This window comes from Blastomonas sp. SL216, assembly GCA_026625625.1.
Classification (GTDB): Bacteria; Pseudomonadota; Alphaproteobacteria; order Sphingomonadales; family Sphingomonadaceae; genus Blastomonas.
Window position 1 is genome coordinate 819,462 of the sequence record CP113055.1, and the last position, 12,342, is coordinate 831,803.

Genomic DNA, 12,342 nt, shown 5'->3' on the forward strand with positions numbered 1-12,342 from the left:
TCATGACCGGACCCAAGCCATGGCTGATCGACGAGGCGGGCGAAGACGTGCGCCGCCATGCCCCTGCTACCTTGCGCAATCGCGATGCCATCACCGCGCTATTGCGGCAGGTCCTGCCAGAGAGCGGGACCGTGCTGGAAATCGCCAGCGGCAGCGGCGAGCATGTAGTGCATTTCGCACAGGCGTTCCCGCAGCTTGGCTGGCAGCCGAGCGATTGCGAGCCTGCGGCATTGCGGTCGATCGCGGCCTGGGCGGCAGAAGCGGGCGTCGCCAATATCCACCCGCCTGTGCTGATCGATGTCGAGCAGCCCGATTGGCCGGTGGGTGATATGGATGCGATCCTGTGCATCAACATGCTGCATATCAGCCCCTGGAGCGCGACGCTGGCGCTTTTCCGCCATTCTGCCGGCCTGCTCGGTCCTGACGCGCCGCTTTATATCTATGGGCCATTCATCCGTCATGACGTCATGACGGCAGAGAGCAACCTGGCGTTCGATGCGTCGCTCAAGGCGCGCAATCCCGCCTGGGGGCTGCGCGATGTGACCGAAGTTGACGCCATAGCTGCCGAAAATGGCCTTGTCCGGTCCGACCTGATCGAGATGCCCGCGAACAACCTGTCGCTGGTCTATCGCCGGGCCTGACGCAAATCTATTGTCAAGCGCGCGGCTTTCCGCCTAGCCTGCTCTCGACAGGGCAGGGCCGCAAAGGTCCGCCCCCATGCAAGCATTGTGGGAGAGAGACATGCTGGCCAGCACGACCAATGCGCGTACCGATCTTGGTTCGACCATCCGCTACTGGGCAGAGGAACGCCCCGATGCCATCGCGCTGGATGATGGCCTTGCCCGGATCAGCTATCGTCAGCTCGACGCACAGGCCGATCGCTACGCCCGCGCCTTTGTCGCTGCCGGGCTGGAGCCTGGCACGCGCATCGCCTGGCTGGGCAAGAATGCCAGCCTGTATTTTACGTTGCTGATCGCGGCGAGCCGCGCAGGCCTTGCCATGGTGCCGGTGGGCTGGCGCCTGGCGGTGCCCGAAGTGCGCTATATCCTCGCCGATACCGGGGCGGCCATGCTGGTCTGCCAGCCGTTCTCCGCCGAAACCGCCCAGGCCGCTGCCGAGGGGCTTGATAGCCTCGGGACCCTGCTCATCGATGAAGACGACAGCGCATCGGGTCTGCAGACGCTCGATGGCTGGGCCGAAGCGCAGGGCGATGCCGCGCTGCCGCAGGTCGATCCCGAACGCGGGGTGCTGCAGCTCTATACCTCAGGCACCACCGGTCACCCCAAGGGCGCGGTGCTCTGCAACCGCAACATGTTCGGGCTTCGGCCAATCATCGAGGCTTCGGATGTCGACTGGTACAAGGTCGGCAGCGAGGATTCGATGCTGGTCATCATGCCGGTGGCGCATATTGCCGGATCGGGCGTGGGCACGATTGCCTTTTACAATGGCTGTCGCGCGGTCATCCGCGCCGAGTTCTCGCCCGATGCAGTGCTCGATTGCGTGAGCGATGGCGTCACCCACATGTTCCTGGTGCCTACCGCGCTGCAGATGGTGGTCAATCATCCGCGCGCCGCATCGACCGACTGGTCGAAGCTCAAGCTGGTGATGTACGGCGCTGCACCCATTCCACTGGAACTGCTGCGCCAGTGCATGCAGGTCATGGGGGCCGAGTTCTGCCAGCAATATGGCATGACCGAAACGACCGGCACTTTCTGTGCGCTGCCGCCCGAGGATCATGATCCGCAGGGCAACCAGCGCATGCGCTCTGCCGGCAAGGCGCTTCCGGGCGTCGAGATCCGCATCATTGATGCCCAGGGCAATACCGTGCCCAATGGCACCATCGGCGAAATCGCCACGCGCTCGCCGCTCAACATGACCGGCTATTGGCGCAATGAAGCCAAGACGCGCGAGACGGTGGACGGCGAGGGCTGGCTGCGCACCGGCGATGCCGCCTATATGGACGATGACGGCTATGTCTATATCCAGGACCGGGTGAAGGACATGATCATCTCCGGCGGTGAGAATGTGTATCCGGCAGAGGTCGAGAATGCCATCTTCGGCCATCCCGATGTGCTGGAAGTCGCAGTGATCGGCATTCCTGACGAGAAATGGGGCGAGGCGGTCAAGGCCGTGGTCGTGCCCAAGCCGGGGCATGAGGTCGATTCCGCTTCGGTAATCGCCTGGGCGCGCGAGCGTATCGCGCCGTTCAAGGCGCCCAAGAGCATCGATGTCATTCCGGAGATGCCGCGCAATGCCACGGGCAAGATCCTGCGGCGTGAATTGCGTGCGCCTTATTGGGAGGGGCGCGAGCGCGCGGTGGGTTAGGCTCGCCGTTTCGCCAGCTTGTTCTCGCGCCAGGCGATGTACAGGCCCGATCCGATGATGAGCGGTGCCCCGATCCAGGTCGCGGGCACCGGCCAGTTGTCCCAGATGAACCAGCCGAGCAGCGCCGCCCAGATCAGGCTCGAATAGTCCATCGGCAGCACCACCGATATCGGCGCCAGGCGCAGCGACCAGGTAATGCCGAGTTGCGCGCCCGCGCCGAACAGGCCCATCAACGCGATCAAGCCCCAGGTGTGCGCGTCGTGCACCTGGCCGACGAACAGCATGGCGATGCCCAGCGGCACCATCGAGCTCAGCGAAAACCAGAACATCGTGGTGATCGGGTTTTCGGTTTCGCCGAGCTTGCGGATGATGATGCTGACAAAGGCCGTTACCGCGACTCCTGACAGCGAGACAATCGCACCGATCAGCGGGATATGGCCATCGCCCGGTTGCGCGACGATGACCACACCGATCAGCCCTGCAGCAATCGCGGTCCAGCGATGCACGCCAACCGTTTCCTGGAGCAACACGATCGACAGCAATGTGGCGACGATGGGAACCATGAAACCGATCGCGGTCGCCTCGGCAATTGGCAACAGGGCGAAGGACAGGAAGTTGAGCGACATCGCGACCATGCCGATCACCATTCGGCTGACATGCGCCCATGGCCGCTTCGTCTTGAGTGCGGCAAGGCCGGGCCCAGCGAGCGCAATCGGGATCAGCACGATGATGCCTGCCAATTGCCGGTAGAACACGCTCTCCAGCACATGCACGCCCCGATCCGAGGCGAGCTTCACGCAAGCGAACATCGCCGTGATCGACACGGCAGCGAACAGCCGAATGACGATGGCGGATAGCGACTGGTTCCGGTGCTCGGCAGGCGCGGGAGTCGGTTCGGGCAGATCCATCGGAGCCCTGCTAACAGCAGCAATCTCGCGCGTCATCCCGTCATAGAGCAAATTCGCTGCAAACTTCTGGCAGGATGCAAAGATTCCTGCATTTTCGCATCAAGCGTGGCCAAAAGGGCAGGGGTGACCACTCTGGCCAAAGCCGAGCAGTTCGATTAATCGCGAGGACAATCCGGCGGCATTTCCCGCCACAAAGCCACAGGACAACCATGACCGACCAGTTCGAGCTCACCGAAGATCAGCTTGCGATCCAGGAAGCGGCGCGCAAGTTCACCGCCGACCGGATCACGCCCTTTGCGGCGGAATGGGACGAGAAACACATCTTTCCGCGCGACACCATCAAGGAAGCTGCCGAACTCGGCTTTGCCTCGATCTATGTCAGCGAGGAAAGCGGCGGCATCGGCCTGGGCCGGCTGGAAGCGGCGTTGATCATGGAAGCAATGGCCTATGGCTGCCCGTCGACCAGCGCGTTCATCTCGATCCACAACATGGCCGCCTGGATGATCGACAGCTTCGCCTCGGACGAGCTCAAGGCGCGCTACCTGCCCGACCTGGTCACCATGGACAAGATCGCGAGCTATTGCCTGACCGAGCCGGGCTCCGGATCGGACGCCGCGGCGCTCAAGACCAAGGCGGTGCGCGATGGCGATCACTATGTGGTCAACGGCTCCAAGCAGTTCATCAGCGGCGCGGGCGCGAACGACGTCTATGTCACGATGGTCCGCACCGGCGAAGATGGTCCCAAGGGCATCAGCTGTCTGGTCATCGACAAGGACACGCCTGGCGTCAGCTTCGGTGCGAACGAGAAGAAGCTGGGCTGGCATAGCCAGCCGACCGCGCAGGTGATTTTCGAGGACGCGCGTATTCCGGTCGCTAACCGGGTGGGTGCCGAAGGCGATGGTTTCCGCTTCGCGATGATGGGGCTGGACGGTGGTCGCCTCAATATCGGCGCATGCTCGCTGGGCGGCGCGCAGCGCTGCCTGGATGAGGCGATTGCCTATACCCATGACCGCAAGCAGTTCGGCAAGCGGATCAGCGATTTCCAGAACACTCAGTTCATGCTCGCCGATATGGCCACCGATCTGGAGGCGGCGCGCGCGCTGCTCTATCTTGCCGCCGCCAAGGTCACCGCCAATGCGCCCGACAAGACCAAGTTCGCCGCCATGGCCAAGCGCCTGAGCACGGACAGCGGTTCGAAGATTGTGAACGATGCGCTGCAACTCTTTGGTGGTTACGGCTATTTGCAGGATTACCCGATCGAGCGTTTCTGGCGCGACCTGCGCGTTCATTCGATCCTGGAGGGCACCAACCAGGTGATGCGGATGATCGTCGCGCGCGAAATGCTGCGCCAGTAAGGGAAACGTCATGACCAGCGATATCCTCACCCGCGTCGAAGGACGCACCGGCATCATCAGCCTCAACCGCCCCGGTGCGATCCATGCGCTGACCACGCCGATGTGCCAGGCGATGACCGAGGCGCTGACCGGCTGGATGGCCGATCCCGCAATCGACGCGGTGATGATCGACCATGCCGAAGGCCGCGGCTTTTGCGCCGGCGGCGATATCCGCATGCTCGCGACCAGCGGCGCGGCGGATGGTGCAGAGGCGCGCGAGTTCTTCTTCATCGAATACCGCCTGAACCATCTGCTGTTCGTCTATCCCAAGCCTGTCATCGCGTTCATGGATGGCATCACCATGGGCGGCGGCGTGGGACTTGCGATGCCGTCGCGCTATCGCATCGCGACCGAGAACACGCGCTTCGCCATGCCGGAAACGGGCATCGGCCTGTTCCCCGATGTCGGCGGCGGCTGGTTCCTCTCGCGCCTGCCGGGCCGCGTCGGGCCGTTCCTCGCGCTGACAGGAGCGCGGCTCGATGGCGCGGAATGCCATGCGCTGGGCCTCGCGACGCATTATCTGCCCGCGCAAGCGCTGGCCGATGCCAAGCAGCGGATCGCTGCCGCGCCGCAGGATCTGGAAGCGATCCTCGCCGAGCTTGACGTGGCACCGCCGCCCGCGCGCATTCTGGGCAATCGCGAGCAGATCGACCGCCTGTTTGCATCGGATCGCTATGAAGACATTCTCGCGGCATTGACCGCCGATGGTTCGGAATGGAGCGAAAAGGAGCTCAAAACGCTCTCCACCAAGTCGCCCCAAACCTGCAAGGTGGCGCTGCGCCAGCTCAAGGAAGGCGCACAAATGCCTGATTTCGCGTCCGAAATGCGTCAGGAATATGCCATCGGTGCGCGCGTTGTGCAGATGCACGACTTTATCGAGGGCGTGCGCGCGCTGATCATCGAAAAGGACAATGCGCCGCGCTGGAATCCGCAGAACGCCGAGGGCGTCACCGATGCGCTGCTCGATACGATCTTTGCGCCGCTGCCTGAAGATCAGGCCTGGACCCCATTGGAGATTGCACGATGACCTATGAAACGCTTCTCGTCGAACAGCGCGGTGCCGTAACGCTGATCACGCTCAACCGTCCGCAGGCGCTCAACGCGCTGAACAGCCAGGTGCTGGCCGATCTCATCGCCGCATTGGGTGCGTTCGATGCCGATCCGTCACAGGGCTGCGCGGTGCTGACCGGCAGCGAAAAGGCCTTTGCCGCGGGCGCGGACATCAAGGAAATGGCAACGCAGAGCTTTGCCGACATGTACGGCGGCAATTTCTTCGCCGGCTATGACCGCGTCACCGCGACGCGCAAGCCGGTGATCGCTGCGGTCGCCGGCTATGCGCTCGGCGGTGGCTGCGAACTGGCGATGATGTGTGATTTCATCATTGCAGGCGATAATGCCAAGTTCGGCCAGCCCGAGATCAAGCTGGCCGTCACGCCGGGCATGGGCGGATCGCAGCGCATGGCGCGCGCGATCGGCAAGGCCAAGACCATGGACATGTGCCTGACGGGCCGGATGATGGACGCTGTCGAGGCCGAGCAATCGGGCCTGGTTGCGCGCGTCGTGCCGGTGGCCGATCTGGTCGATGAAGCGGTCAAGGCGGCTCAGACGATTGCGGGCATGGCCCCGCTCGCCACGCTGGCGGTCAAGGAAATGGTCAACGCTGCGTTCGAAACGACGCTGCAGCAGGGCGTGGTCTTCGAACGCCGCCTGTTCCACGGTCTGTTCGGCAGCGAGGACCAAAAGGAAGGCATGGCCGCTTTCGTCGAGAAGCGCTCCGGCAACTGGACCGGACGCTGACCGGGGCCCGCCTGCGGGCTCTTTAGCCGCACTTGCCCTGCAAGCGCATTGTGTTAGCCTCCCTCCCTCGGCGTGACCGGCTTCAGCCGGCGCGCGGTCCTTGGGAGGGGAATGGCCATGCGGCAATTGCAGGGGATGGACGCATCGTTCGTCGCATTGGAGCAGCGCAACGCGCCGATGCATATCGGCTCGATCCTGATCTACGATCCGTCGACCGCGCCGGGCGGGTTCGTGCGCTTCAAGGACATATTGAACTTCTTTGAATCGCGCATGCACCTGTCGCAGACCATGCGGCAGCGGCTGGTCAAGGTGCCGCTCAACCTCGATTATCCCTATTGGATCGAGGATCCGGATTTCGACCTTGAATATCATGTGCGTCATGTGGCGCTGCCCAAGCCGGGTGACTGGCGGCAATTGTGCATCCAGGCCGCACGTATCTTCTCGCGCCCGCTCGACCTGACGCGACCGCCCTGGGAATTCTGTGTCGTGGAAGGGCTCGACAATATCGAGGGCGTGCCCAAGGGCAGCTTCGCGATGATCACCAAGGTCCATCACGCCGCGATTGACGGCATGTCGGGCATCGACCTGATGGATGCGCTCCACACGCTGCGCCCTGAGGATCCGCCGCCACCGGCGTCCAGAGCGTGGCGGCCTGATCGCGTGCCCGATCCGGTTGGCCTGTTCCTGAAGGGCTATGCCCGCGCGTGGCTCAACCCGTGGCGGCAGACCGGCGTCATCGCCAAGGCCGCCCCCGGCCTGTACCGCGCCGCCAAGGGGCTGGTGACCAACGAATTCAGCCTCAACACCGCCATTGCCGCGCCGCGCACCAGATTCAACGTGCCGGTCTCCCCCAATCGCGTGGTCGAGGGGCGCACCTTCACCCTGGCCGATATCAAGGCGCTGCGTGCGCTTTCGCCTGGCTGCAAGATCAACGATGTGTTCCTCGCCATCATCGGCGGCGGTCTGCACCGCTATCTGACGGCACATGCAGAGCTGCCCGAGAGCAGCCTCACCGCCATGGCACCGATCTCGGTGCGGGCGGAGAAGGAAAAGAACACCATGGGCAACCAGGTGTCGGCGATGATCGTGCCGCTGGGCAGCCATATCGCCGATCCCGTCGAGCGCCTCGCCTATGTCCACGAGCAGACGCTGCGTTCCAAGGCGATGACCGATGCGCTCGGCGCGCGGCAGATGACCGAGATGAGCAAGGTGTCGCCTGCACTGTTCATGGCGCTGGGGGCACAGCTCTACACGCGGCTTGGGCTGGCCAATTACGTCAAGCCGCCCTTCAGCACGGTGGTGACCAACGTGCCGGGTCCGCCGGTGCCGATCTATTCGACCGGCGCGAAGATGATCAGCATGCACGGGCTGCTGTGCCTGACCGATGGCCTTGCGCTCGGGCATGTGGTGCAAAGCTATGTCGATCAGGCGACGATCGGCTTTACCGCCTGCCGCAAGGCGATGCCCGATCCGGAATTCTATTCCGAATGTCTGCAGGCCTCGTTCGAGGACCTGATGGCGGCGCTGGCGGCAGGGGTGTCGATCCCCGCCGACAAGCCCGCAGCCAAGCGGAAGGGCAAGAGCAAGGCCGCTGCTGCCGCCGCGTGATGGGGCTGGTATTCGCGGGCTGATGCTCCATATTGTGTGACAGATCGGAGACATTGATGACCGCCACCGCTACCCAGTCTGCCAAGCCGCCGCACCTGTTCTGGACCCTGGCAGAAGGCCGGGCCGTGGTCGAACTGGGCGCGTTCTATGCTTTTCGCGGCGCGCTCTCGATGCTGCCCAAGGGCGATGGCCATAGCGTGCTGGTGCTGCCGGGGTTCCTGGCCAGCGACCGGTCGACCAAGCCGATGCGCAATCTGCTGACCAGCCTGGGGTATGACGCGCATGGCTGGGACATGGGCCGCAATATCCGGATCGACAATGCGCGCGAGGCGCAGATGAACGATCTGCTCCACCGCATTCACGACCAGTCGGGCCGCAAGGTGTCGATCATCGGTTGGAGCCTGGGCGGCGTGTTCGCGCGCGAGATCGCCAAGAATGCACCCGACAAGGTCCGCCAGGTCATCTCGCTGGGCAGCCCGATTTCCAACGATCGCGGCCATACCAATGCCCGCCGCCTGTTCGAGCGGCTCAACGGACCCGAACCCGAGCCGCTGCAGCAGGGCCGCTTCCGCAATCTCGACGAGGCACCGCCCGTTCCGACGACGTCCATCCTGACGCGCACCGACGGCATCGTCGCCTGGCGCGGATCGGTTCAGAAGCCGGGACCGCAGACCGACAATATCGAGGTGCACGCCAGCCATTGCGGGCTCGGCGTCAACCCGATGGTGATGTACGCGATTGCGGACCGTCTGGCGCAGGGTGAAGACGCGTGGAAGCCGTTCGATCGCTCGGGCTGGCGCAGCATGCTGTTCGGTTCGGTCAAGGCTGATTGAGCTGCAGAAATAAGCGCGACGGCTAGCGCACCCGCGCCATCAGCTGTTCCGCCGCCAGCCGTCCGGTCTGTGCAGCGCCGTTCATATAGCCGGTGTGCGCATCTGACAGATGCTCGCCCGCAAACAGGATCGGGCCCGAGGGCAGCGGCGGGGTGACCTTGCCGTCTTCCTCCTCTATCCAGAAGTGCTGGGCAAAGCGGGTCAGCTGGCCCGGCAGGAAGCGCGAATAGGCGCCTTGCGCGAACGGGTCCCTGGCCCAGGCGGTGCGCCGGACGCTGCGCGCAGCAAGCCCCGGCACGGCAGGCGCAATCTCGCGTTCGCAGGCGCGCAGCATCGCTTCGGGCGACAAATCCATCAGGCTGGATGTCTGGTTGCCCCCAAAGAACCAGGTGAGCACGCCAGCAGGCACCGCATCCTGTCCGGCGCTGGCACCCCAGAACTCGCTGAACAGACCCGGGCTGCCCCCGGTCCGTACCGCCCAGGCGGCCCCGCCCGCGCCGACCTTTGCTTCCCACGGCCGCATAGCATAGCCCGCATTGATCTTCTCGTTGCGCCCGCAGCTTAGCTCGCGGGTCAGCGCCTGCCAGGCGGCGGGCAGGCTGGTGCCGAAATCGATGGTGCGCAGCACCTGTGCTGGCACGGTGATGATCACCCGGTCGGCGGTCACGACCGCGCCATTGGCAAAGCTCAGCTCCACCGCCTTGCCCTTGCGCCGCACGGTGGTCAGCGCTTGGCCGGTCTTGATCCGCTCCATCAGCGGCTCAGCCAGCGCGCGCGGAATGGTCGAGGAGCCGCCTGCCAGGCTGTAGCGCTCGTCGCTGCCGGAAATCAGCGCGACCCTGTCCTCGTTGATCGCGGGCAGGTTGAAGAACAGCTCGAGCGCCGAAACCTCGCCCGGTTCCGATCCGAATTCGGTGCGGATGGTCGCCTCGACCAGCGCGCGTGCCTTCGGGCTGGCGGCTGCGCCTGCCGCATCGAGATATTGCCGCACCGACATGCTGTCGAACCGGGTTCCATGGCGATCGAAATCGGCATCGACCGCAGCCGCGTCCTCGGCAATGCGCGCGGCGAGCGGCCTGAATTCGGCGATCAGATCGGCCTCCGTCAATTCCGCCCCATCGACCACGAACCGTTCGCTGGTCGGCATCGCGCCGCGATCGATCAGGCCGATATTGAAGCGCTCGGCCAGCGCCAGAATGTCGGCATGGTTGGTATTCACCAGATGCGCGCCATCCTCGATATACAGGCCCGGTTCGGGAAGCCCGTTCGAGGTCAGCACCCGTCCCCCGATACGCCCACGCGCCTCATAGATCGTGGCGTTGAAGCCAGCCGCCACCAGCCGATCGAGTGCCACCAGCCCGGCAAGTCCTGCGCCGATGATCGCGATGCGGCTGCGCTTGCTGATCGCGGCTTCGGCCGTGTCGATCAGGGCAGGGGAAAGCCCCATGGCCGCGATGCCGGCAAGCACCTGTCGTCGGTCGAGCCCTGGCCCCTGGCCCCCTGTGGTTTCCGGCGCAGCCTTGGCGAGCAGTCCCCAGACGATACCCGATCCGCGCATTGGCCATGTCTCCCCACCAGAGCCGCTACGGAACGGGAGGGTGATGCCAATGCGCCGATGCGTCAAGAATAATGGCGTTGGGTAACGCCAGGGGCTGGACTTTGCTGCGCCAGGCCCCAAATGACGCCCACATCAAGGAGCGCTCATGTTTCACAGTCTTTGGGGGCAACTCGCCCTTGTCATGTCGGCTCTCGCCGGAACCGCCGCCTTTGCCGATGCGCAGCGGATGCGCCGCAGCGATTTCGACCGTGTCGGGTTCATGCCCTGGACCGGCATTGCGATGATCTCAGTGATGGTGGCGGTGTTCGCCACCGCCTTTGCGCTGAAAGGCCTGTAGTTACAGACAGGCCTCGAGAAATGCCTGTTCGAAGCCGAACTGGCGCGCCTTTTCCAGCGTATAGGGGCGAAGACCGGTCGAGCGATATTCGCCGATGATCTTTCCGTCGCTGCCCTCGTCCATATATTCGAACTTGAACAGTTCCTGGGTGACGATCACCTCGCCCTCCATGCCGATCACTTCAGTGATATTGGTCACGCGGCGCGAACCATCGCGAAGACGCTTCACCTGAACGATAAGATCGACCGACTCGGCAATCTGGCGGCTGATCGCTTCCTTGGGGATCTTGATGTCGCCCATCAGGATCATGTTTTCCATACGGCCCAGGGCTTCGCGCGGGCTGTTGGCGTGGAGCGTACACATCGATCCGTCATGGCCGGTGTTCATCGCGGCGAGCAGGTCAAAGCACTCCGCGCCACGAATTTCGCCGAGGATGATGCGGTCAGGACGCATACGCAGCGCGTTCTTGACGAGGTCACCGATGCTGATCGCGCCCTTGCCTTCCAGGTTCGGCGGGCGCGTCTCGAGCGGCAGCCAGTGCGGCTGCTGCAGACGCAGTTCGGCCGCGTCTTCGATCGTCAGCACGCGCTCGCCCGGATCGATCATCTTCGACAGGGCATTGAGCATGGTCGTCTTACCCGAACCGGTACCGCCCGAGATGACGACGTTGAAGCGGCATGCACCGGCGATCTTGAGCGCGGTCGCCATCTTTTCCGACATCGCGCCCCAATCCTTCAGATTGTCGAGCGTGATCGGCTTTTCGGAAAACTTACGAATGGAGATCGCGGTGCCGCGCAGCGACAGCGGCGGGATGATGACGTTGACGCGGCTGCCGTCCTTGAGGCGGGCGTCGGCCAGCGGCGTGGTCTGGTCGATGCGGCGGCCAACCTGGTTGACGATGCGTTGCGCGATCTGCAGCAGATGCTCCTCATCGCGGAACTGGATCGGCGCAATCTGCAGCTTGCCCTTCTTTTCGATATAGGTCTGTTCCGGCCCGTTCACCATGATGTCGGTGATTTCCGGGTCGTTGAGCAACTCTTCAAGCGGGCCGAAGCCAAGCAGTTCGTCGATCAGCACCTTTTCCAGCGCGAACTGTTCGCGCCGGTTGAGGGTGAGCTTCAGTTCGGCGAGCACTTCCAGGATGATCGGGCGAAACTCTTCGGCCAGCTCATCCTTGGTCAGCGTGGCGGCGGCTTCCGGGTCAACGCGTTCCAGCAGGCGCGGCAGCACCTGTTCCTTGATCTTGTGGACCGAGGCTTCGAAACCTTCGACCTTGGGGCCGCTGTCCGCCACCGAATTGGCGCGATCGGACAACCGCGTCATCGCGTCGTTGAGCGCCGCGCTTTCGGGCGTCATGTCGATCATGTCCAGCGTGGGCAGATCGACCGAGTCGAGATCGGGGAACTGATCGCCGCCCATGTCGAGCGACAGGCCAAGCCGGGCTTCGGGAGTCGGCGCGCCTGCTGCGCCGCCCTTCATCGGGCGGGCGACACCGAAGCTCGGCCTGGCGCCGGGCCCTATCTGTCCAATCCCATTCCTTCTGCCAAACGCGCTCATGGTGACCGATTATCCCGGAATATGT

At 63.9% G+C, this 12,342-nt stretch carries 11 protein-coding genes; 8 read left to right on the forward strand and 3 right to left on the reverse strand.

All coding sequences use genetic code 11. The features are described 5' to 3' along the window. Positions 1–2: 2 nt before the first annotated feature. Together OU999_03870 and OU999_03875 are read left to right on the forward strand one after the other, a co-directional pair. Entirely contained in the window at positions 3–641 is a 639-nt protein-coding gene (locus OU999_03870) for a DUF938 domain-containing protein (protein ID WAC24340.1), read from the forward strand. A gap of 100 nt (positions 642–741) precedes the next feature. Beyond that, positions 742–2,325 carry a fatty acid--CoA ligase gene (locus OU999_03875; protein ID WAC24341.1) on the forward strand — a complete coding sequence of 528 codons (1,584 nt, stop codon included), beginning with the start codon at positions 742–744 and terminating at the stop codon, positions 2,323–2,325. On the opposite strand, the gene OU999_03880 is transcribed toward OU999_03875, so the two are convergent. Then, positions 2,322–3,233: a DMT family transporter gene (locus OU999_03880; GenBank protein ID WAC24342.1), complete on the reverse strand. Its 912-nt coding sequence runs from the start codon at positions 3,231–3,233 to the stop codon at positions 2,322–2,324. The two genes, OU999_03875 and OU999_03880, sit on opposite strands and share 4 nt — an antisense overlap. Positions 3,234–3,442: 209 nt before the next feature. Here OU999_03880 and OU999_03885 point away from each other — a divergent pair, with 209 nt between their 5' ends. From OU999_03885 to OU999_03905, 5 genes are all read left to right on the forward strand, one after another. After that, entirely contained in the window at positions 3,443–4,588 is a 1,146-nt protein-coding gene (locus OU999_03885) for an acyl-CoA dehydrogenase family protein (protein ID WAC24343.1), read from the forward strand. 10 nt (positions 4,589–4,598) lie between these two features. Beyond that, positions 4,599–5,654, forward strand: a complete 1,056-nt coding sequence (locus tag OU999_03890; GenBank protein ID WAC24344.1) for an enoyl-CoA hydratase/isomerase family protein — start codon at positions 4,599–4,601, stop codon at positions 5,652–5,654. Further along, positions 5,651–6,424, forward strand: a complete 774-nt coding sequence (locus OU999_03895; GenBank protein ID WAC24345.1) for an enoyl-CoA hydratase — start codon at positions 5,651–5,653, stop codon at positions 6,422–6,424. The genes OU999_03890 and OU999_03895 overlap by 4 nt, the downstream gene beginning before the upstream one ends. Before the next feature lie 117 nt (positions 6,425–6,541). Then, positions 6,542–8,032, forward strand: a complete 1,491-nt coding sequence (locus OU999_03900; protein ID WAC24346.1) for a wax ester/triacylglycerol synthase family O-acyltransferase — start codon at positions 6,542–6,544, stop codon at positions 8,030–8,032. Positions 8,033–8,088: 56 nt separating this feature from the next. Continuing rightward, positions 8,089–8,865 (forward strand): alpha/beta hydrolase, encoded by a 777-nt coding sequence (locus OU999_03905; GenBank protein ID WAC24347.1) that lies wholly within the window; start codon positions 8,089–8,091, stop codon positions 8,863–8,865. A 22-nt stretch (positions 8,866–8,887) separates the two neighbouring features. On the opposite strand, the gene OU999_03910 is transcribed toward OU999_03905, so the two are convergent. Further along, positions 8,888–10,423, reverse strand: coding sequence for an NAD(P)/FAD-dependent oxidoreductase (locus tag OU999_03910; protein ID WAC24348.1), 1,536 nt, complete (start codon positions 10,421–10,423; stop codon positions 8,888–8,890). Between the two features lie 145 nt (positions 10,424–10,568). Between OU999_03910 and OU999_03915 the strand changes: the two genes are divergently transcribed. Next, complete coding sequence (locus tag OU999_03915; GenBank protein WAC24349.1) at positions 10,569–10,760, forward strand: hypothetical protein; 192 nt, start codon at positions 10,569–10,571, stop codon at positions 10,758–10,760. Here OU999_03915 and OU999_03920 read toward each other — a convergent pair whose 3' ends face one another. Continuing rightward, positions 10,761–12,317, reverse strand: a complete 1,557-nt coding sequence (locus OU999_03920) for a CpaF family protein (GenBank protein ID WAC24350.1) — start codon at positions 12,315–12,317, stop codon at positions 10,761–10,763. Between the last annotated feature and the right edge of the window lie 25 nt (positions 12,318–12,342).